Genomic DNA, 21,950 nt, shown 5'->3' on the forward strand with positions numbered 1-21,950 from the left:
AGCCTTTGAAAGTTTATTAAGTGTTTGGAAGTCTTTATGGTTTGTTAGTCGTATTGTATGATCTACCCTTAGTGATGTTAAGGGCTTGCGTATCTGAGTGTATTCCTTAAATTCTACTCTCATTATTCAAACTATTATCTTGTAGCCATTTCCTGGCTTCTTCACCTACTAGAATTACTGGTTGTTCTGGCGTCCCAATATTGATGCTTTTTATAAACGCCTCTTCTATTCCCCGAATTCCAGTTAATTTAGCTCCTTTTAATAATACTCTTTCAAACGTAGCTAATCTTATATCAGCATTACTTAAAATTGCGCTACGAAAATCCGTCTCATCAAAAAGACCAGCTATTAAATTAGCGTCTGATAAATCAGCTTTAACAAACAGCGTTTCAATACATTCACTATCAGCAAGTCTAGCAGCTTTAATATTGGCATTTGTGAAATTCACATACGAAACATTAGATTTACAGAAATCTGCTCCTTCTAAATTTGCTGATATAAAAGTTGATGAACATAGTAAAGATGATGAGAGATCTTTATGATTTAAATCCATGCCATCAAAGATACAAGCTGTAATATATGCTTGGTCTAGTGGGTACTGGGTTAAATCCATATTTCGCAAATCTATCTCATCCAAACCCAGTTTTTCACCTTGTTCTCCAATAGTTTCAATCCAAAGACGGTGCGATTCTAATTGAACGAGAATTTCTCTTTTATCAGTTGTCATACCTAACCTCCCTTATGGATACCAAATAATCCTATCTGATATTCCAGCTTCCTCTACTGCCCCTTTTAATTGCGCAACATGTTCGGGAATCATGTCACGCGTATCCACAATTACATTATAATTTTTATCCAGTTCTTTATTAATAGCCTTCATTCCGTTACTTACTGTAAATGCCCCTTTCTTAGGTGATGTATGACCATTCGGATAAGATACGAAACTTTTAACATCCCATTTTACATTATAAATTCTGCCCCACCATTACCTTGTGGATCACGTATAATCTTCCCTAATTTGCCTTGTTGCTCCAACTCGAGTCCTATCTCTCTTTCTTTCAAACCTTGATCCCTAATTTTACCACCATGAGAAGGATCGCCTGCTAAATCGTCAAGTTCCTTCTGAGTTCTTCCTCCGGTATAATTTCCAGCTTCATCATAAAGGCTTACCTTACTACCACCATTATCTGTCCCTTTAAGCTCCATCCGCAAATCCACAGCTCTTGCCGCCGCAATCTCTTCATCCGTCAAAGTCGTCGGTACGCCATGTTGTCTCAGAAGATCGTAAGGGTCGCCCGTTCCCTCACCTCGCAGCACAGCCTTCAGACTATCCTCGGCCTGCTCAGCACCACTCTTCACCACAGCCTGCGCCGTTTCCTGCCCGGTAGAATACGCTTTGTTTAGTCCAATCGATCCGCCGGTCACCAGCAGCGCCCCGATGGCCGCAGCAATTACCGCCTTGCGGTAATTCACCTTTTCCCCGCGCGCCCGGTCATCCATCACACTGACGGCAAAGCCTTCGCCAGCCCCCGCCGTTTTGCTCCGCAGGACCGTCGTTGCCAAACTGCGGGAGATCGCACTGCCGATTTGCCGGAAGCCCTGGCTGATTTGTGTGCCCGCTTTTTGTGTGAAGCCTGCGACAGCCCGGACAGGTGCCGTCTTTTTCACAGTCTGGACGATGGACTGCATTTTGCTGCCCGTCGTCTTCGCTACTGTTCGCAAGCCGCTTCCCACGTTGCTTGCCAGCTTCCCGATGCCTTTCCCCGTATTTCGTCCGAGGCTGGCCACTGCCCGGTACACACTGCTGTTTTTCACGGCATTTCCTGCGCTGCTGGCGGCACTTCTTACATTCTTCGCCACAGACGCTGCGCTCTGGGCCAGGCGCGTTTGCCCGATGCGTGCTGTAACTGCTCTCAGAGCGCCGCCTGCTTGTTTCGCTGTGCTTGCCAGAGCGCTGCGAAGAGCATTCTCCGCCTTGCCTGCCGCGCTCGTTGCCGACCGTACCGCATTTCCTGCTTGGGTCCCCAAGCGGGCTGCGGCACGGCCAACCGAGGTTTGCCGCACCCATCTGGCTGCCGCCCCTGCCGCTTGCGCTCCTTTGCCAACGGCGGTCCGGACAGCGCTGGTAGCCCGGCTCGTCAAGGCGGACGCTTTGCCAAGGGCATTTGCCACCGGTTTGAGGCGAGCGACTGCCGTGGCCGCTTTGCCGATTAAAGCGCCAGCACCAAAGCCCGCTGCCGACAGTACGCCGCCAAGCGCCATTTCCCGCAGCAGCTCATCGCCGCGCATGCCAAAGGCGTACCCGATCACACCGGATATCCCTTCGCCGACCAGGATCGAGACGCCAAACGGCAGCAGCGGCGGAAAGAACACGCCGCCCACGGTGAGGGCGACACCTGCTGTCGTGACCAACACGACCTCCCAGTGGTCCGCAACCCATTTTCCTGCATCGACGACCGCGTCAACGACGGTAGTCGCGACGTCTTTCACAGTATCTACGACGGTGTCAATAGCGTCCTTTACTGTTTCTTTTACGCTATCCACGGTGGACTCCCAAAGCTCCAAACCTTTGTCGAGCGCTTCGGAGGCTCCGCCGATCAGCCAATCCCAAAAGCCTGGCTTGCCCTCTTTTGCTTTCAGTTCGTCGCCTTTCCCAACGGGGTCGCCGCTTTTTGGGTCAAGATCGCTGGCTGTAGGATCAAAAGGAGCGCGGGTGTTTTCATGGGCTGGAGTACCGTGCTCCGGGTCTCCGCCTTTGCCTCGGTCATCTCCACCTTTGCCTAGGTCGTCTCCACCTTTGCCCAGGTTGTCTCCACCTTTGCCCCGGTCGTCTCCGCCTCTGCCCAGGTTGTCTCCGCCTTTGCCCCGGTCGTCTCCGCCTCTGCCTAGGTCATCCCCATCCCCGCGCAAATGGCCCGGTATCCGCCCGTCCCACATTCCTTCCGCATATGTCGCGTACATGATCCTGAATCTCATCAGCTCGTCGGGAGGTGCCCCAGCTCTTGCTGTTCCGCCCGAAATCGCATCATTTCGCTCATCTGCGCGCAGCATGTTTGGCTTTGGCTTGTCTGCCGCATACGTGGCCAGCGGCAGACAAAGAATCATTGCCAGAATCAATAACAAATAGTGCTTCCGAATCACCAGTGCTCCTCCTTATTTCTCCGGACATTCCTTTTTCTGCAATCGTTTCTTTTCCATATGGTAGTATTTGGATGAAAAGGCCACATGCAGCAAAAGTATGAAAATCCAGTGGGTACAACGGAGCAAGAGGAGGGCTCTTATGCCTGCGAAACAGGAAAAAGGCCGGAGTTAACAATCAATTAATCATTTTCTCTTTGTGATTAATGGAAGGTAATTTGGAACGCCTGAAGTGCTGGCCACTTCTTTGATACCACTTTCAAGACAGGAGGCGCTCCTGTGAAGACAATCCTGATAAAAAGATTTTTCACAAGTCGGAAAATATAGAATCCGACTCCTCCTCCGTGTTATGATAAACGCCAAAGTCACACAGCGGGAGGTTCGTATGGAGAATTATTCTTTATTTATTCTGATGTCCATTCTGCTGATCATCCTTCCCGGACCAGACACAGGACTGATTACGCAAAATACACTGGCGGCAGGAAAACAGGGGGGCATGAAAACCGTTCTGGGAAGTGCCGGGGGGCTGATGATCCATACGCTCGCAGTTACTCTCGGGCTTTCCTCCATCCTGGTCAAGTCAGCGTTTCTGTTTTCCATCTTCAAATACGTCGGGGCCATCTATCTGATCTATTTGGGGATTACCTCCCTGTGGTCGCTGCGAAGAAAAGCGACTGGCGGGGATGAGACAAGCGAAAATGCCTACAAGCACAAATCTCACTTTTTTCAAGGCTTTCTCACCAATGTGCTGAATCCGAAGGTCGCCGTCTTTTTTCTGACGTTCCTGCCCCAATTTGTCAAGCCGGGTACCGGCGCCTTTTGGCAATTTCTCGCCATGGGACTTACCTATACGGTCCTGACAGTCATCTGGTTCTTCTTTTATATCCATTTCATCAACTGGATTCGGGCCTGGATGAAAAAACCGTCGACACAGCGCGTGATTCAGGGGATGACAGGCGTGGCTCTGCTCGGATTCGGCGTCAAGCTTGCCTTGGAGAAACAGCCGTAAACCGCTGGGGCAAGTTGACATTCGGTAACTGTCATGTCAGAAACGAAGTGAAACGGCAGGCTTTCCAGCATACAGCCGTCCAAGGGAAAGCTGGTTGCTGGTTGCTTGTTTCCTGTCTCCTGCTTCCTGATCCCACCCCAGTCTTTTGCCGTAAAAGAAATGCAGATGGTTCGACCGCAAGCCAAGCTTTTCCAACAAATGTAAACGCCCTTCCTGTCAGGAAGGGCGAAATAGCAAGCTCCCTTCCTTCCTGGAATGGGAGCTTCTCTGTATCTGCGAAAATATAAGCTCACGGATGGAGCGCTTTCTCGCCTTATCCTTTGAGGCCGTTACGGGAAAACAATCGTCTTGTTGCCATACACCAGTACACGGTCCTCCAGATGCCAGCCGACGGCACGCGCCAGCACGGTCCGCTCTACCTGACGCCCCAACTGCTTGAGCGTTTCCACATCCTCCTGATGCGTCACTCTCTGCACATCCTGCTCGATGATCGGGCCTGCGTCCAGCTCCTCCGTCACGTAGTGGGCTGTCGCTCCGATCAGCTTAACGCCACGGCGGTACGCCTGTTCATAAGGCTTGGCTCCGACGAATGCAGGCAGGAACGAATGGTGAATGTTGATGATTTGCATCGGGTACTCCTGCAAGAAGCGCGGGGACAAAATCTGCATGTAGCGAGCCAGCACCAGAAGGTCGACATTGTCCGGCACAGCGGCCAACTGGGCTTCCTCCGCCTCGGCCTTGCGATCCTTGAGGACGGGAATGTGCCGATATGAAATGCCAAAGGACTCCACCGTCTCTTTCATGTCTGGATGGTTGCTGATGACGACCTCGATGTCGGCATGCAGGGCACCCGACTTCCACAGCCAGAGCAATTCGAGCAAACAGTGGTCTTCCTTGGAAACGAAGATGGCCATTTTTTTGCGTCGGTTGGCCTCGACCAGCGACCATTCCATCGAAAAGCTTTCCGCGACCGGGCGGAACGACTCCTTGATCGCTTCATAGCGCTCGGCCAGATTGACGACGTCGAATTCGATGCGCATGAAAAAGCGGCCTGTTTCCGGGTCGGTCGTGTACTGGTCGGACTGAACGATATTGGCTCCCTGTTCGAACAGGAAATGGGATACAGCGGCGACGATCCCGGCGCGATCGGGGCAGGAAATCAGCATGCGGGCCCGATCCTTGTTCTTTTGCCGGTACGCCAGCCATTCTCTCTCTGACAAAAGATGCATGGTTCTACTCCTCCAACTTTGCTTGAAAATGTTTTTGACATTATATCATGTCCGACATTGATGCTCCGAGCGAACTTTTTTGATTGGAATGCAAAAAGAAGGCTTTGCTCAAACCTTAGTGGAGGAGATGAAAAAGGAGAAAACTGCTCAGGATGCTGTTTGAAGAAGTAACAAACCTATTTGAAAAACCTCCCGTTCCCGCTTGTTTGAAAGAGGAATTCCAAATAGCTGAAGCGAACATCTTTTACAAAAATTTTACCGAAGAGGAGAAGCAAAATGCCGCAACCGCTGTTAAAAGGGATTGAAGGTGTATTTATTCCGGTCAAAAACCCTGGATTATCTGCCAAGTGGTACGAAGAAAAATTGGGCTTCAAACTTCTTTATGTGGAAGCGGAAGCGGCTGTTTTGAAGATTTCAGATGAGTCAAAAACGGTCGTATGCCTTGTAAAAACGGTACAACACCAGCCGATGGAGTTTCCCGAAAATAACTTCGGCGTAGGCAAATACTACAACTTTATTTCGGATGACATTGAAAAAACTCACCAGCTTTTGATTGAGCAGGGAGTGAAAGTCAATTCGATTGGCGGTGAAGGGGCTACCCGATTTTTTACTTTTTACGACCCGGACGGAAATCCTTTAGGGGTTTGCCGATAGCTGAAAAAACAAAGTGCTTAACCAGTGTGTTTTTCAACTACCTTCTCAAGATGAACGCTCGCTCGTTTTCGGCCGCTTCATGAAGGAAGAGTCCGCCTCTATGACCGGCAAATGATTGAATTTTACAAAGGAGAAATGAAAGAGCCCCAGGACTTTCTTGGTCCCGGAGCCTTTATCCACCTAAGTTCTTTTCAATCCTGAATCCTGCCTCAGATTGATTTCCATCTGATAAGTCACGCATAGTATGGTGAGATTACCCAGATTTCTTTTAAACATCAGATCCTCTGATCTTTCTCCTGTCCTTCGACCCGCTATACTCCCCCCTGCCCTTCCTCCTCCGTAAAACAGCGCGAACGAGTGAGGAACCTGACGCCGTGAGGAGCTTCCAGAGAAAAGCCGCTGCCCCTGCCGACTACGACGTCGATGATAAGCTGCGTGTGCTTCCAGTATTCGTACTGCGCTGCTCCGATGTAGAACGGACAGCCGCCGATTTCCCCGAGGAGCACGTCTTGATCGCCCACCCGGAACTCCCCTTGGGGATAGCACATCGGAGCGCTGCCATCGCAGCAGCCGCCTGACTGGTGAAACATGAGCGGGCCATGCTGCTCTCGGAGCTTGTCGATCCAGACCAGCGCTTCCGGAGTCGCTACTACCTTTTGGACCATCACTTTGCCCTCCGTATGATGACTTCTCTCACCAATTAGAAAAATCCGAGTGCATTCGGGCTGTAGCTGACCAGCAGGTTTTTCGTTTGCTGATAGTGGCCGAGCATCATCTTGTGCGTTTCACGGCCGATGCCTGACTGTTTGTATCCGCCAAAGGCCGCGTGGGCCGGGTAGGCGTGATAGCAGTTGGTCCAGACACGGCCCGCCTGGATTCCGCGTCCGAGCCGGTAAGCCGTGTTGATGTCACGCGTCCAGACGCCTGCGCCGAGGCCGTAGAGCGTGTCGTTGGCGATCGCCAGCGCTTCGTCAAAATCCGCAAAGGAAGTGACCGACACGACTGGTCCAAAGATTTCCTCCTGGAAAATGCGCATGCTGTTGTTCCCGGCGAAGATCGTCGGCTTCACATAGTATCCGTCCGCCAGATCGCCCGGCAGCACATTTCGCTCGCCCCCGGTGAGCACCTCTGCCCCTTCCTGCTTGCCGATATCGATGTAGGAAAGAATTTTCTCTAGCTGATCGCTGGACGCTTGGGCCCCGATCATCGTCTCCGTATCCAGCGGGTTGCCTTGTTTGATTTGTTTGGTCCGCTCGACGGCTCTCTCGATGAACTCCCCGTAAAAGCTTTGCTGTACCAAGGCGCGGGACGGGCAGGTGCACACTTCGCCCTGATTGAGGGCGAACATCGTGAAGCCTTCCAGGGCTTTGTCGGCAAAAGCATCCTGCTGGTCAAAGACATCTTTGAAAAAGATATTCGGAGACTTGCCGCCCAGCTCCAGCGTCACGGGAATGATGTTCTCGGAAGCGTACTGCATGATCAGACGTCCTGTCGTGGTTTCCCCGGTAAAGGCGATCTTGGCGATTCTCTTGTTGGTGGCGAGCGGCTTCCCTGCCTCGATGCCGAAGCCGTTGACCACGTTGACCACGCCGGGCGGCAGCAGGTCCCCGATGAGCTCCATCAGCACCATGATGCTGGCGGGTGTCTGCTCTGCCGGCTTCAGGACGACGCAGTTGCCTGCCGCCAGCGCCGGAGCCAGCTTCCACGTCGCCATCAAGAGCGGGAAATTCCAGGGGATGATCTGCCCCACCACGCCCAGCGGTTCATGGAAATGGTAGGCGACCGTGTCATTGTCGATTTGGCTGATGGTTCCCTCCTGGGCCCGAACGACACCAGCAAAATAGCGGAAATGGTCGATGGCAAGCGGCAGGTCGGCATTGAGCGTCTCGCGAATCGGCTTGCCGTTGTCCCACGTCTCCGCCACGGCCAGCATCTCCAGATTTGCCTCCATCCGGTCTGCGATCCGGTTTAAAATAAGGGCTCGCTCTGCGACAGACGTACTGCCCCACGCTGTCTTTGCAGCATGGGCAGCGTCCAGGGCCTTTTCAATGTCTTCCGCCCGGGACCGGGCTACCTCGCAGAACACCTTTCCATTGACCGGGGAAACGTTTTCAAAATACTCCTCCTGTACAGGAGCTACCCACTCGCCGCCAATATAGTTTTCATAGCGCGTGCGAAACGTTACTTTGCTGGCGGGTTGTCCCGGCTGTGTGTAGATCATCCTCAAAATCCCTCCCATAAATTACCCGCTTACTCCATCGTCAGAACGACGCGTCCGTTGATCTGTCCTTTTACCATCCGGTCAAACACTTCGTTGATCTTGTCGAGCGGCTGTGTCTCGATAATGGCCTTCACTTTTCCGCGGGCGGCGAATTCAAGCGCCTCCTGCATATCCTTGCGCGTGCCGACAATCGACCCTTTTACCGAAACGCCGTTCAATACGGTGTCAAAGATCGGGATCGGCAACTCGTCATTGGGCAGACCGACGACGACGACTGAGCCCCCGCGCCGAACGGAACGGTACGCCTGTTCAAAAGCCTTTTTGGTAACGGCAACACTGATCGCTGCATGCGCGCCGCCGATCTCTTCGGAAATCGCCTGAACCGGATCGACCTTGGCCCCGTTCACCGTGACATCGGCTCCCAGTTCTTTGGCCAGCTCCAGCTTCTCATCGTGGATGTCCACCGCCGCCACGTTGTAGCCCATCGCTTTGGCATACTGGAGCGCCAAATGTCCCAGTCCTCCAATGCCGTAAATCGCCACCCACTCGCCCGGCTTTACATTTGCTACCTTGAGCGCCTTGTATGTCGTGACGCCGGCGCAAAGGATCGGAGCTGCATCCACATCGCTGATTCCGTCCGGGATTTTGGCTACATAGGCTGCCGGAGCCTTGCAGTACTCCGCATAGCCGCCGTCCACCGAGTATCCGCCGTTCTGCTGTTTCTGGCACAGCGTTTCCCAGCCGGTCAGGCAGTAGTCGCACTCGCCGCAGGCAGAGTACAGCCAGGGGATGCCCACACGGTCTCCCACCTTCAAGGAGGCGACTCCCTCTCCCACTTTTTCGACGACCCCGACGCCTTCGTGACCGGGAATGACCGGAAGCTTCGGCTTGACGGGCCAGTCCCCGTGAGCTGCGTGCAGATCCGTATGGCAGACGCCGCATGCTTTGATCCTTACCAGCACCTCCCCTGGACCAATTTCTGGAACAGGCACTTCCTTCACTTCCAATTTCTCGTGAAACTGATTGACGACTGCTGCTTTCATGAAGAATCCCTCCTTGAAAATTGAGTGGGTCACTCTGGAGTATTCTTCATGCAACCAACATGCCAGTTCTAAATAATACCAATTTTCAGTCAAAATATGCCTGGTTGAGCCAAAATTTTGGCACCCGGGACAAAATAACGGCCCATCAGCCGACGATTTGTCCTTGGAAGCAATTTCAAGCCATATTACAATGAAAACGAGAACAGCTAATTTGGAAATAAAGGGGTGTTCAGATGCAAATATCCAAGTTCGCCACTCCGGAAATCATTTTTGGCAACCAGTCGATCAGCCAGATCGGGGAAAGCTTGAGCCGCTTGGGAGCCAGAAAGGTCTTTCTCGTCAGCGACCCGGGAGTCCTTGATGCCGGATGGGCAGAGCAAGCCATCAAGTATATAAAAGAGAGCAACCTGGATTACCACCTCTGGACCCATGTGACCCCCAATCCGAAAGATTACGAGATTCACGCCGGTGCCGCGGAATACCGTGCCCACGAATGCAATGCCATCGTCGGCGTCGGCGGAGGAAGCGCGATGGATGCAGCCAAAGCAATTGCCCTGCTCGGCACAAACGACGGAAGCATTCTTCAATACGAAGGCGTGGACAAAATCGAACGGCCTCTGCCGCCCATGGTGATGCTTCCGACCACAGCCGGTTCCGGCTCTGAAGTTTCGCAATTTTCAATTATCGTTGACTCTGCCCGCAAGGTGAAAATGGCGATCATCTCCAAGTCGCTGATTCCCGACATCGCGATCATCGACCCGCAGACGCTGATGACAAAGGACGGCCGGCTGACTGCCAACACCGGCATCGATGCCCTGACCCACGCTATCGAATCTTACATTTCGCTGGCCGCCACGCCGCTAACCGAAGTGCTCTCTCTTTCCGCGATGCGGATCATCTCCCAAAACCTGCGGCCTTCTGTTGCCAGCCAATACAATCTCGAAGCCAAGCAAGCGATGGCGATGGCCAGTCTGCAAGCCGGCATCGCCTTTTCCAACGCCATTTTAGGGGCCGTTCACGCCATGTCGCATCAGCTCGGAGGCCTGCTGGATACTCCACACGGCGAGGTGAACGCGATTCTGCTTCCCTACGTGCTGGAATACAATTACATTGCCGCTCCGGAAAAATACCGCAAGATGGCGGAAGCGATGGGTGAAAACGTCGCCGGACTCAGCCTCCATGATGCTTCGCGGCTGATGATGAAAGCCGTTACCAATCTCACCGGCGACCTGCAGATCCCTGTCACTTTGTCCGAATTGGGCCTGCAGCCCGAGCATATCGAGCTATTGAGCCGCAACGCCGTTCAGGACGTATGCATGGCCACCAATCCCCGCGACATGAGCGCAGAAGACGTCAAGGCCCTGTTCCAAAAAGCCATGTAGGAGGACGTATGCATCACAAAAGGGAAATCCTCGAAAAGCTGACCGGCGTGGAATCGTCGCGCAAAACGTACTATAAGGAGCTCAACCTCGTCGTCGATGAGATGAAAAAGAAAAACCGACAGCTGGAGGTTATGAATCGCCTGACCAAAATCCAGGTAGACGCCGACTGGACGGAAGTCAGTCTCTATTTGGCCGAGCAGCTTTCCCGGCTGATCCCGTTCGATCAGTTCATCCTTACCCTGGTCGAGCGAGCGACGATGTTTTCCCACATCGCACAGCGCGAGCAGGATGACTGGCACTGCCGTACAGTTACGCGCCCGCTTCAGCAAAAAACACCTGTCAGCACCGAACAACTGAACGCCCTGCTTCAAACGGAGCATCCGGACTGCCATGTGACATCGGTTGCGCTGCAAAGCAGGCTGCAGCGCGTATTCGGCTTTCTCACGCTGCTGCACGATACGCCTGTCGAAAATGATTCCGAGCACCTTGTCCTGTTCCAGCAAATCGCCGAGCACGTCGGCGTTTCCGTGGAAAACATGATTTTGTTCAAAGATGTGAGCGAGAAAGTGAAAATCGAGGCACAGCTTGTTCAATCGGCGAAAATGGCAGCAATCGGCGAGATGGCAGCGGGCGTGGCTCACGAGTTGAACAGCCCGTTGACGGCGATTCTCGGCAACATTCAGCTCCTGATGAGGGAAATCAAGACAGAGCCGTATTCGCAAATGATGAACGATATATATCAATGCGGTGTCCGTTCCAAGAAGATCATCCAAAATCTGCTGACCTTCTCCAGGCAGGAGGAATATCCCTTCGAGCGGCTGAACATGAACGATCTGGTCGAGGATGTTCTCGGCTTGATCGGCTACCAGCTTACCGTCTCCGGGGTGACCATCGCCAAAAAACGGTCGGACAAGCCGCTGCTTTTCCGGGGCAGCCGGCACCAGATCGAACAGATCATCATCAATCTCTTGCTCAATGCCCGCGACGCCCTTCAAGGTGTGCCGTCACCGACGATCACCATCGAAACCTTCCAAACCTTTTTGCCAGAAGGCCCATTTGTCGGCTTATCCGTTCACGACAACGGCGTCGGCATTGAAAAAGAGCATCTTCCGCAAATCTTTCATCCCTTTTTTACGACCAAGGAGCAAGCCAAGGGAACGGGACTCGGCCTGTCGGTCAGTCTGGGCATTGCCGAGTCCCACGACGGCAAGCTGATGGCCCAAAGCGAGGCGGGCAAGTTCAGCTGCTTCACCTTGCTGCTGCCAACTACAGCTCATGAGGAGAATGACGGTGAATAGGAAAAACGTACTCATCATCGATGACGAAGTGGAAGTGACTTCCTTCTTTACGTATTTTCTCAAGGCGAAAAACTGCCATGTGACCGTCGCCCATTCTGGAAAAGAAGTGGAGCTTTTGCTCGCAGACAACGCTTCCGCCGGGTATCAGTTGGCGCTGATTGATTTGAAGCTGCCCGATGCCAATGGACTGGAGCTGCTGACGGCCATCAAGAACCGGTTTCCCGCGTGCGAAGCCATGGTCATGACCGGCTACAGCACGATCAAATCCGCTGTCACCGCCATGCAGCTCGGTGCCAGAGACTACCTGGAAAAGCCTTTTGACGACCTGGACAGCCTGGAGACGGCCATCTTTTCCGTCCTGGAGAAAAGCACCGAGCGCTATGATCGGCTGGCCCAGACAGCCCGCCACTACGGCATGGTTTACGCACCGGCAAGCCCCATGGTGAAAGTATTGTCCCTCGCCGAGAAGCTGGCCAAAAAGGCAATCAATATCCTGATCGAGGGCGAGACCGGCACCGGCAAGGAGCTGATGGCCCGCTTTCTCCACGGTACAAGCACGCGGTCATCCTTCCCCTTCGTCGGCATAAACTGCGGCGCGATCCCGGAAACGCTGCTGGAGAGCGAATTGTTCGGCCATGAAAAAGGGGCCTTTACAGGAGCCGTAAAGGCGCGGAAAGGCTTTTTTGAGCTGGCCCATAATGGCACCCTGTTCCTCGATGAGATCGGAGAGGCTCCCCTGTCCATTCAGGTCAAGCTGCTGCGCGTCATCGAGACGGGCGAGTTCATGCGCATCGGCGGGGAGCAGACGTTGAAGAGCAACATCCGGTTCATCTCGGCGACGAACCGAAGTCTGGAGCAGGAAGTGGAAAAGAACGGGTATCGCGCCGATTTGCTGTACCGGCTGGAGGGGGTAAAGCTGTCCATCCCGCCGCTGCGGGAGCGGCCCGATGATATACCGTTCATCGTCCAGGACTATCTGGAAAAGAAATTTGGCGGCACACGCCGGGTCGATGCGGAAGCGATGGCCCTGCTTACAGCCTATCACTGGCCGGGAAATGTGCGGCAGCTGCTCAACGTAATGAACCAAACCGCTGCCATACACGATTGCCCGGTTTTGCTGCCGGAACACCTGCCCGCAAATATCGTCGAAAGCTCGCCTCGTTCCCTCGCAAATACAAACGGACCGCTTGCTGTCCACCGTTTTGTGGAGCAGGAAGCGATCCGCTTTGTCGAGAGCGTCGTCGACCGGATTGGGTCGGTAGACGAGATTCATTTTGAGCAGCTAATGGAACGAATTCGCAGGCTGGAGACAGAGATCGGCCGTCACATCATCCTGAAAGGCCTTAAAGAGACGGACGGAAACAGGCAGCTGCTCAGCGAAAAGCTGGGCATTTCCAAGCGTACGCTCCGCTACATCCTCAATGAAAAAGAGTAAGGAACATACTGTCATGGACGGTTGGCGATACCGTACAACAGAATATCCACCGTGGCTGCGACCTGTTCCTCGTCCGTGCGCTTGGCAAACTCGTCCGGATCGGTCACATGCTTGAACAGCACCAAACCAATCAGGGAGGAGAGGATCGCCCGGAACACGGCATCAGACGGGAGCGGCCGCAGCTCGCCTGCCTCCGTCCGATCCTTGATCAACTGGGCGGCAAGCCGCTTGATTTCTTGAAAGACCGTAGACAAAAGCGTCTCGCGAATCTCGTCGTGGAAAAACGCCTCCTGCAGCAAAATGCGGACATGCTTCTCGTTGGCCGCCACCAGGCTCAAGCGGTTTTGGTACAGCTCCTGAAGAATTTCGCCGAACGAAAGCTCTTTTTGTCTGTTGAAAATCTCCCGCACATCACGGAGGATAAACGGGGTGGCAATTTTGACGAGGACAGGCGCCACGACAGCCAGCAAAATGTCCTTCTTGGATTTGTAGTGGCGGAAAATGGTCCCTTCCGCCACGCCCGCCTCCTTGGCGATCTCCGCTGTCGAGCTTGCATGAAAGCCTTTGGTCGCAAACAGCTTGATCGACGCCTGCATGATGCTGCGCTGCTTTTCCGTCATTTCGCTCTCGTCCTTCAGCTCCTCGACGAACTGCAACAGACTCTCTTCAAACGATTTACCAGAATCCACGGCCTCGCTCCTCCATCCTTCTCTATCATTGCACTCGTGCATCTACTCTATTTTTTTGCGGAAACGAAGAATGGCTACACTGATCATCAGCAGGAAAAAGACAACCATTCCGATCATATCCTTCCACAGGGCTTCCAAACCGACGCCCTTGAGAAAGATCCCCCGCAGAATTTCCAGAAAATACGTCAGCGGGACAATCCCGCCTAACCATTGTATCACGACTGGCATCGTCTCGCGCGGAAACATGAAGCCGGACAGCAGGACGCTGGGCAGAATGAAGGCAAAGGCGATCTGCATGGCCTGAAGCTGAGTGCGGGCCACGGTGGAGATGAAGATGCCGAGCGTCAGCGTAGTGACGAGAAACAGCACTGACAGAGAAACCAGGAGTGCAGCGCTGCCTTTTACCGGGACGCCAAACCAGGCGGTACCGAGCAACAGCACCAGGCAAAACGAGAAAAATCCGATGAAGACGTAAGGCGTAATCTTGCCGAGCAAAAGCTCCAACGGACGGATCGGCGTGACGATCAATTGCTCCATCGTTCCCCGCTCTTTTTCCCTCACCAGGGAAAACGCGGTCAGGATCATCGTTACGTTCTGCATGATAAGGCCGATCAGGCCGGGGATGTTGAAGACGATGCTCTCCATGTTGGGATTGAACAGGACGCGGGTGTCCAGCTCAACGGCTGGCTCCATCGGGCCGAGGCCCTGCTTTTGCATGCGCTCCTCCTGTATCGTGATCGCGTTGTTCTGGACGATCAGTTGGGCATTCGAAGAAGCCGTCCGGGCGATGTTCGGGTCGGAGCCGTCGATCAGCATTTGCACCTCTGCCATTTCCCCCCGATCCCGTTTTCTGACGTAATCCGGAGGGATGACGAGCGCTACACTGGCACTCCCGTCGTCCAGCATGGCTTCGATCTCGCTGTAGCTGCCCGCATGCGCCACTACCTGAAAGACGCGGGTGTTTTCCAACTGGCTGACAAGCTCACGGCTGTAGGCGGAAGGGCTCTGATCCCAGACTGCCGTCTTGATGTCACTGACGTCCGTGTTGACCGCATACCCGAACAAAAACAGCATCATCAGCGGCATCGCCAGCGCAATGGCGAGACTGGGGCGGTCCCGCTTTACTTGAATGATCTCCTTTTTCACTACGGACCAGTAGCGTGCAGGTGAAAAGCGGCTCATCTCCCCTCCCCCTTTACCGGCACGAGGACGTCTCCTGTTCCCCCGCCGCCGCCCTTTTGCCCAGCCGCCTGCCGCGCTTCTTCCTCTTTTACCAGCTTGATAAACACGTCCTCCAGATTGTCTGCCCCGTGGTGCTCAATGAGCTCGGACGGCGATCCCTGAACGAGCAAGTTGCCGAAAAAAATGAATCCGATCCAGTCGCAAGTCTGCGCCTCATCCATATAGTGGGTCGTCACCAGGATGGTCATTCCCTGTCTCGCCAGGTCGTGAATGACCTCCCAAAAAATGCGGCGGGAAACAGGGTCGACCCCTGCGGTCGGTTCGTCGAGGATCAACAATTCAGGACGGTGCAAAAGGGCGCAGGAGAGCGCCAGCCGTTGTTTCCACCCTCCGGAAAGAGAGCCGGCCAGCTGTTTTTCCCGCCCGGTCAGACCGGCCATTTCAATCAGCTCCCTCTTCCGCTGGATGCGTTCCGCTTTGCCGAGCTGGTACACACCGGCGTAAAAGTCAAGATTTTCATCTACGCTCAAATCTTCATACAGACTAAACTTTTGCGACATGTAGCCAATTCGTTGTTTGATCGCTTCGCTTTGCGTCATCACATCGTAGCCGAGAACAGTGCCACGCCCCGAGGTCGGCGTCAAAAGTCCGCAGAGCATCCGTATCGTCGTCGATTTCCCGGAGCCGTTCGGGCCGAGAAAGCCGTAAATGGAGCCTTTGGGCACGGAAAGCGTCAAGCTGTTGACCGCGATGCGCTCCTGGAATCGCTTGGTCAGCCGCTCGCAGCTGATCGCGACGTCATTTGGCTGATTGTCGTGCATTTGCTTGTCGGCCTCTCTCCTTTTCATCGCGCTTCCCCCTCTGCGAGAAAGCGGACATCGGCAGGCATGCCGGGCCTCAGCTTATCCAGGCCCTCGGTGATCCGAATCGTGACAGCAAACACCAGCTTGGTCCGCTCATCCGGGGTTTGTACGTTTTTCGGCGTGAATTCCGCTTTGTCGGCGATAGTCTGAATCTGGCCCGCAAACACTTCGTCCGGGTACGCATCCACTCGTATTTCCACCTTTTCCCCGATCTTCACCCGGGCTAATTCCGCTTCCGGGATGTATACCTTCAGCTTCAGATGATCGGTTTTCATCATGGTAAAAAGCGTCGCCCCTTGCTTGGCTACCTCCCCTTCCACTACGGAGGATCTGAGCAGAATGCCGTCAGCAGGCGCTTTGATTACGGTCTTTTCCATCTGCCATTTCGCCTGGTCAAGACGGGCGTCCGCCTGCTGTACCGCGGCCAGCAATGCCCGGATTGAATGGCTCGTGCTTCCCTCCTTTAAAAGCTCCAGATCAGCGACAGCTCCCTTTCTCTGTGCCTCTGCCGTCCCTTTTTGCGCGAGGGCTGCCGCAATGTCCTGCTGAACGGAATCATACCGGGAACGCGCTGCCTCCAACTGTGCCGCCAGTTGATTTGCCTGGGTCTGGGCCTGGTTGACCGCTTCCTGGGCGGCTTCATACTCCTTTTTGGCAATCGCCCCCCGCTGAAACAAGGCAACTGCTTCCTTCAAGCGATTTTCCTGAAAGGCCAGCGTTCTTTTGGCACCTTCCCACTGCATTTCGACCTGGGCAACCTGATCCTTGCTTTGGGCCAGAGCCGCCTGGGCCTGCTTGGCGCGCGCTTCCTGAAGAACAATTGTGGCATCCGCTTGCTGAACGAGGGCAATTCCTTTTTGGATGGACGGATTGCGGCTTCCCGCTTTGGCTTCATCCAATTTGGCCTGCGCCTGCGCTTTGGCCGCCTCGGCTTCGTTTACTGCCGCCTCATAATTTCGCTTGTCAATCTCCGCCAGCACCGAGCCACTGTGAACAACGTCTCCTTCCCCGACCTTGACGCTTTGAACAAGCCCGGCCGCTTCTGCTACGATCGGCACCTCCTCCGCTTCAATCGTTCCGGAAAGCGGCCGTTCATCCGGTTGAAACAGCGAGCAGCCGGATAAAAAGAGAAGCGATACAGCGAGCAAAGAAAACGGCATTGTGCGAAACATCGGATCACCTCATTTTTAATAGTGAGTACTCACTCATTTTTAGGCGAATAAAAAAACATCCTGTCCACCAAAGACAATGGCTGCCTGCTCGGTACGTCCGTTTGTGGTGAAAAAGATGCATGAAATTCCTTGCAAACCAAAAGCGAGTGATTACTCACTTGTTTATACTCGCATTATAGGAGCATCTCCTCTCTTCTGTAAAGACCTATTTCCAAGGATTTGGATAGTCAAACCATTCTCTTTGTCCGGCGCTGTATTTTTCCAGCAGGGCAGCCGCAGTCCTGCAGGCAAACTGATGCTCCTCCTCATCGATGGCCCCTTTCTTCAAGGCATCCTCCAGTTCGTCCTCATCCAGCAAATACACTTCGCCGTTCGGCAGCACCACGATATCGAGATACAGGTCGTCGTAATACAAATATCCTTGCTCATCCTTTCCGTGCCGCTTGCAAATATCGATATACCATTGGATCGTTCTTCCCTGGGCATCCAGCATTTTGGTCACAGCGTAGCCGCAGCCGTCCGGGAAATACTGCAGGTAGCAATACCCCTTGTCGCCTACACACATACGCTTTCCGCCCACCGTCATAAATGCCGGCTCATGCACCTGATCCAGTGTCAAGCGGACAGCATAGCCCGTGAACTCCGCAGATTCCACCCGTTTCTCCAGGTAGCCCAGCTTTTTTACCCGCCGCCAGTTGGGCCGATCGGCTCTTTTTCGTTTCATCCTGCATTCTCCTTTTCCCTAGTTTCCACGTTCACTGTAACATGTTTTCCCTGTTCCTGTAAAAAAGCAAGCCGGCATACAAAAAAAACCGGCCATATCCTGACCGGCTGCAAATGCTCTCTCTTTTATGGTTGAATGAGTGTCCCTGTTTTTGCATCAATGGCAAGCGGCTTCTCGTTCCGCATGGGGTATGGATAAACCAGTTGCATACCTGTGTCTGTTTTCCCCTGGTCATTTGTGCGATAAGCCAGCTCTGGCTTCACCTTCTCCGCGAACACCTTCATGGCCTCCTCCAGCGAAATAACATCCTTTGCGTTTGGCAACTGGGGGAGTGCTTCTCCGAACGGACCAGCCATGCCCGCGATTGTTCCACTGGTTCTGTCTACATATACGTCAAAGCTGTGATTGATCACCGGAATCCCCTGATGCACCCAGGAGAACCGGTACAGCGTTTGTTGTCCGTCCTGCACCTGACTGATCATTTCTATCTCTTCCACGCCGGCAGGCAGATAACGGGCCAGCCTTTCTATCGCGATCCGCCGGGCTTCCTCCACTCCGATTTCTTGATTCCCTGCCTTCGCAGCAGCGTTTCTGGTCGTGAACGAAAGAACATTTCCCTTTTTGTCCATGCGGATTCTCGCGGATTTTCCTCCGTCCCACTCCCAAAGGTATTCGAAGGTTGAACCATTGATCATTCTGACAGGCTTACTTCCATTCTTTATCTTTACTCCGAACTCATCTCGCAGCAGCCCGGAAGCCGCATCGACGTCTAATGCTCGGAGCGGTTTTGCTTCAGGCTGTACGCGGATGGTTTCCGCTGCCTGGCTTCCATGTGCCGCTACTTTTCCGCTAAGGGCGTCCACATAGCTGATTTGCAGCGGCTGATACCGCAAGACAGGCTTTTCGCCTTTGGCATAGACGAGTCGCAGCGTAGTCGCCAGCTTTTGTGCGGCCTCTGCCTGATCGATCATTGGCTTCTGAGCGGAGCCGGAAGAAAATGAATGTTGCTCGCTTGGATAGATTTCCATCCCGACTACTTCCGACCCTTTGTCTATTTTCACAACCAAACTGCTTTCCTCTGCGGGAATTCCCTCTACGACGCGACTGAAAGCGACGATCCCCTCTGCCAACCGGGAGCGGGCAGGGTTGAAACGGTATTGCCTGCTCTCTTGCCCCAGCTTTTCCTGCAAATATCTCTCCGCTTGCCTCTGAAGCCCGCTCGTGCTGACCGACTTCTGGTCCGCTGCCGACAAACCGTCTCCCGTAACTGCTGCCGATCGTTCTGCGGACTGTTCTTCGCTGTGGACGGTTCTTTCGCGCTGCGCCCGGGCTTCTCCGGCTTCTTCTGTTTCCCCTGCTTCCTCTATACCGAGCTTGTGTCCTGTTCCCTGCCCATTTGCCGTCTGCGGCAAAACCAAGCTTTTCTCCCCATCAGAAGAAAGCTCTCCGTTTGTTGAATACGGGGGGACAACCGGGGAGCGGAAAATGCCCGGGACTTGTACGGGTGCCGAAGCTGCGTAGGCGCTTTCCTCCCTTTGTCCGTGATCTGCTGTGGAGGGAAGATTCGCTTTTTCTGTAACTGCTCCCTGCATCCACACGCCGATCAAAATGGCGGCAGAAGTGCCAAGCGAGTAGGTCATTACTCTGGTGATCCTCTCTGTCCGTTTCATCTTTCTCGCCTGCCGGGCCAGCATTTCCTCCCCATATCGGACCCACTCTTCCCGCGGAGCCGGCACCGTCGCCCGGTACCTGCGAAGAGATTTTTCGATCTGTTCTTCATCTGGCAAACTCACTGATCACCCCTCCTTCTTCTCCGCCCATATATTTTTGCAGCATTTTCAGCGCCCGGTGATAGTCGACCCTGACCTTTGCCTCCGAGATGTGCAAAAGCTCGGCTGTTTCTTTGATCGAATACTCTTTGATGCCTCTGACGATCACGATTACCCTGTAGTGCGGCTTCAGCTTTTGCAGCGCTTCTTTTACCATCCGCATCTCTTCCTTTGCCGCAAGCGATTCTTCCGGAAGCCCGTCCTGGGACCTCATGTCATCCAGCAGGGTGGCGGAAAACAGACGGAGCCACTTTTGCTTCCGGTATTGGTCTATGGCGGCATGCCTTGCGATGGAAAACAGCCAGGTTCTCATCGAGACGCGTCCGTCATAGCGAGGCAGAGCTTTCAAGAGGCGCGTAAACACCTCCTGGGTCATATCCTCTGCATCCTCCCGGCGCCCGGTAAAGTAATACAGGAACGTATAAACATCCTCGTAATAGGTCTTGTAGATCGTTCGAATGCGCTGCTCGAGATCGTCCGTCACCGCTTCCCCTCCTTCTCCTCTGCGTGGTCGGATGTTTGCCAGCCATTCCAGGTTGTATATTTGCCAGCCATTTAAAAGAAGCCTTGCGCTTCCTCAAAATTACTCTTTCCAGGAGAGCACTTTGCCCGTAACCGCGTCAACTCTTTGCCCGCGGACGACGTCTGCTGCCTTGTACACAAGCCTTGCTTGCTGATCCGTTTCTCCGAGCGTATATACAAGCGTCAACGGAAATTCCTTCACGTAATGAGCTGCCGCTTCCGCCGGATCAATCGCTTGATCAGCCTTCGGGAAATTCACTTGCTTTCGGACACTGAGCGATGTTTTGATGACTTTTCCTGTTTCCGCATCGACGTTCACTTCGTATCGCCATTCCCGTACCGGAATTCCCTCGTGCAACAGGGCAAATTCTGCGCGATAGGTGTTGCCGTGTTTCATGTAGCGCGGGCTTTCCAGCAGCATGACTTCCTTTTCGCTCGCGGGCAGATACGTTTCGATCTCCTTGATTGCCGTTTGCAGGGCTTGCTCCGCTGTGATCTTTTTCTCTTTGCTTCCTCCGGCAATGACATGTGCCGTATTTTCGTAGGAAAGAAGGCTGTTGGTCTTGGTATCGATGACGACAGTAGCGATCCGTTCCTCGTCTTTCGTCCATTCGATGGTCTTTCGATTGAATTTTTCCATTATGTCCTCGCTTGCGACGGCTCCCTCTGTCTGAATGCCCCGCTTTGCCAGGAAAGCGGCGGCTTCTGCAGCATTTTTTGCGACAGGAGCCTCGCCCTTGGGCTGGACCTGAATGATCTTGTGATAGCTGTTCTCTCCTGTGTCCTTCCCTGTCTTGGCATCCAGCTCACCAGAGAAAGCGAAGGTGTAGCGGAGAGCTGCACTGCCCTCCTTCGTTTCGTACTGCAAACGCAGGTATTGTGCCAGCTCCTTTTCGGCCTGGTCCTTCGTTATCACTCCCTCGGGCTTCGGAAATACATATTTGTCCCGGGAAAGCGCCAGAGAAGCCATAACGGTCTTGCCGACAATTTCACCGCTGCTGTCCACATCGATCATGACACTGTCATTTTGCAAGGGGATTCCATTCACACCCCGGGAAAAAACGATCGAGTCCGCAGAGGCAGTCAAGCTCGGATTGTACTGATAGTCGCCCATGCCTTCTCCGTACCACTTCTTCATAAAAGCTGTCGCCTTTTCAATGGCTTTGTCCAGCGAATATGTGGAAGGAGGAGTCGTCCCTCCGTTCATCCGGTGAAATCCCTTCCACTCTCCCGTACTTCCGTCCACGTACAAGGAAATTCGGGGAAATGGCGTTTCCTTGGATTGCTGCAAGACGACCACCACCTGGCCACCCTCTCCCGGCTCGACTACTTTATAGGGGTATTGATCAAGATAAGGGAGCATTTTTTTCGCTTGCTCCAGCGCTTTGTCCGCCTGCTCCATGAGCGCCGGCACTACCTGTACCTGGACGGTTTTACCAGCCGCAGGCAATGGCTGATTTGCCGATACCTGCAGCGGGGCGGCAACTGCAAGACTGGCCAACAGGGCAACGAACGCGTAGCTTTTTGTTTTCACAATGATTTCCTCCTCTTCCATTCTCC

Annotated in this window: 20 protein-coding genes; 6 read left to right on the plus strand and 14 right to left on the minus strand. The window is 53.7% G+C overall.

Going from position 1 to position 21,950, the window contains the following annotated elements; genetic code table 11:
• Positions 1–106 precede the first annotated feature (106 nt).
• Together NST96_RS22890 and NST96_RS22895 are read right to left on the minus strand one after the other, a co-directional pair.
• Positions 107–727 (minus strand): pentapeptide repeat-containing protein, encoded by a 621-nt coding sequence (locus tag NST96_RS22890; RefSeq protein ID WP_122957766.1) that lies wholly within the window; start codon positions 725–727, stop codon positions 107–109.
• 233 nt (positions 728–960) lie between these two features.
• Entirely contained in the window at positions 961–3,141 is a 2,181-nt protein-coding gene (locus NST96_RS22895) for a hypothetical protein (RefSeq protein ID WP_342404745.1), read from the minus strand.
• A 382-nt stretch (positions 3,142–3,523) separates the two neighbouring features.
• On the opposite strand from NST96_RS22895, the gene NST96_RS22900 reads away from it, so the two are divergent.
• Complete coding sequence (locus tag NST96_RS22900) at positions 3,524–4,147, plus strand: LysE family translocator (RefSeq protein ID WP_024983577.1); 624 nt, start codon at positions 3,524–3,526, stop codon at positions 4,145–4,147.
• Positions 4,148–4,476: 329 nt separating this feature from the next.
• On the opposite strand, the gene purU is transcribed toward NST96_RS22900, so the two are convergent.
• Positions 4,477–5,376 carry a formyltetrahydrofolate deformylase gene (gene purU, locus NST96_RS22905; protein ID WP_327926249.1) on the minus strand — a complete coding sequence of 300 codons (900 nt, stop codon included), beginning with the start codon at positions 5,374–5,376 and terminating at the stop codon, positions 4,477–4,479.
• Positions 5,377–5,528: 152 nt separating this feature from the next.
• Here purU and NST96_RS22910 point away from each other — a divergent pair, with 152 nt between their 5' ends.
• Both NST96_RS22910 and NST96_RS22915 read left to right on the plus strand, forming a co-directional pair.
• The gene (locus NST96_RS22910; protein ID WP_155807957.1) at positions 5,529–5,681 is read left to right on the plus strand and encodes a hypothetical protein; all 153 of its coding nucleotides are present in this window, start codon (positions 5,529–5,531) and stop codon (positions 5,679–5,681) included.
• Positions 5,653–6,030, plus strand: coding sequence for a VOC family protein (locus tag NST96_RS22915; RefSeq protein ID WP_003391708.1), 378 nt, complete (start codon positions 5,653–5,655; stop codon positions 6,028–6,030). The genes NST96_RS22910 and NST96_RS22915 overlap by 29 nt, the downstream gene beginning before the upstream one ends.
• A 311-nt stretch (positions 6,031–6,341) precedes the next feature.
• Here NST96_RS22915 and NST96_RS22920 read toward each other — a convergent pair whose 3' ends face one another.
• The 3 genes from NST96_RS22920 to adhP are packed head-to-tail and all read right to left on the minus strand — an operon-like array spanning position 6,342 to position 9,294.
• A complete protein-coding gene (locus tag NST96_RS22920; RefSeq protein ID WP_122958197.1) occupies positions 6,342–6,695 on the minus strand; it encodes a DUF779 domain-containing protein in 354 nt (117 codons plus the stop codon).
• Between the two features lie 35 nt (positions 6,696–6,730).
• A complete protein-coding gene (gene adh, locus NST96_RS22925) occupies positions 6,731–8,251 on the minus strand; it encodes an aldehyde dehydrogenase (RefSeq protein ID WP_003391710.1) in 1,521 nt (506 codons plus the stop codon).
• Between the two features lie 29 nt (positions 8,252–8,280).
• Positions 8,281–9,294, minus strand: coding sequence for an alcohol dehydrogenase AdhP (gene adhP, locus NST96_RS22930; protein WP_003391711.1), 1,014 nt, complete (start codon positions 9,292–9,294; stop codon positions 8,281–8,283).
• Between the two features lie 233 nt (positions 9,295–9,527).
• On the opposite strand from adhP, the gene NST96_RS22935 reads away from it, so the two are divergent.
• The 3 genes from NST96_RS22935 to NST96_RS22945 are packed head-to-tail and all read left to right on the plus strand — an operon-like array spanning position 9,528 to position 13,409.
• A complete protein-coding gene (locus NST96_RS22935) occupies positions 9,528–10,676 on the plus strand; it encodes an iron-containing alcohol dehydrogenase (protein WP_339166574.1) in 1,149 nt (382 codons plus the stop codon).
• Between the two features lie 8 nt (positions 10,677–10,684).
• Positions 10,685–11,974: an ATP-binding protein gene (locus NST96_RS22940; protein WP_003391713.1), complete on the plus strand. Its 1,290-nt coding sequence runs from the start codon at positions 10,685–10,687 to the stop codon at positions 11,972–11,974.
• Positions 11,967–13,409, plus strand: a complete 1,443-nt coding sequence (locus tag NST96_RS22945) for a sigma-54 dependent transcriptional regulator (protein WP_003391714.1) — start codon at positions 11,967–11,969, stop codon at positions 13,407–13,409. The genes NST96_RS22940 and NST96_RS22945 overlap by 8 nt, the downstream gene beginning before the upstream one ends.
• Before the next feature lie 11 nt (positions 13,410–13,420).
• On the opposite strand, the gene NST96_RS22950 is transcribed toward NST96_RS22945, so the two are convergent.
• The 8 genes from NST96_RS22950 to NST96_RS22985 form a co-directional block, all read right to left on the minus strand.
• A complete protein-coding gene (locus NST96_RS22950) occupies positions 13,421–14,098 on the minus strand; it encodes a TetR/AcrR family transcriptional regulator (RefSeq protein ID WP_003391715.1) in 678 nt (225 codons plus the stop codon).
• 42 nt (positions 14,099–14,140) lie between these two features.
• Positions 14,141–15,280 carry an ABC transporter permease gene (locus NST96_RS22955; protein WP_003391716.1) on the minus strand — a complete coding sequence of 380 codons (1,140 nt, stop codon included), beginning with the start codon at positions 15,278–15,280 and terminating at the stop codon, positions 14,141–14,143.
• Positions 15,277–16,128, minus strand: coding sequence for an ABC transporter ATP-binding protein (locus NST96_RS22960; RefSeq protein ID WP_003391717.1), 852 nt, complete (start codon positions 16,126–16,128; stop codon positions 15,277–15,279). Before NST96_RS22960 ends, NST96_RS22955 begins: the two co-directional genes overlap by 4 nt.
• Positions 16,125–17,315 carry an HlyD family efflux transporter periplasmic adaptor subunit gene (locus NST96_RS22965; RefSeq protein ID WP_122958198.1) on the minus strand — a complete coding sequence of 397 codons (1,191 nt, stop codon included), beginning with the start codon at positions 17,313–17,315 and terminating at the stop codon, positions 16,125–16,127. Before NST96_RS22965 ends, NST96_RS22960 begins: the two co-directional genes overlap by 4 nt.
• A gap of 205 nt (positions 17,316–17,520) precedes the next feature.
• Positions 17,521–18,039 (minus strand): DUF402 domain-containing protein, encoded by a 519-nt coding sequence (locus NST96_RS22970; protein ID WP_122958199.1) that lies wholly within the window; start codon positions 18,037–18,039, stop codon positions 17,521–17,523.
• 125 nt (positions 18,040–18,164) lie between these two features.
• Entirely contained in the window at positions 18,165–19,832 is a 1,668-nt protein-coding gene (locus tag NST96_RS22975) for a YcdB/YcdC domain-containing protein (protein WP_122958200.1), read from the minus strand.
• A complete protein-coding gene (locus NST96_RS22980) occupies positions 19,816–20,352 on the minus strand; it encodes a sigma-70 family RNA polymerase sigma factor (RefSeq protein ID WP_003391727.1) in 537 nt (178 codons plus the stop codon). Before NST96_RS22980 ends, NST96_RS22975 begins: the two co-directional genes overlap by 17 nt.
• Before the next feature lie 99 nt (positions 20,353–20,451).
• Entirely contained in the window at positions 20,452–21,924 is a 1,473-nt protein-coding gene (locus NST96_RS22985) for a PepSY domain-containing protein (RefSeq protein WP_035990349.1), read from the minus strand.
• Positions 21,925–21,950: the final 26 nt, after the last annotated feature.

It is taken from the genome of Brevibacillus sp. FSL K6-2834, from assembly GCF_038592925.1.
GTDB lineage: Bacteria > Bacillota > Bacilli > Brevibacillales > Brevibacillaceae > Brevibacillus > Brevibacillus borstelensis.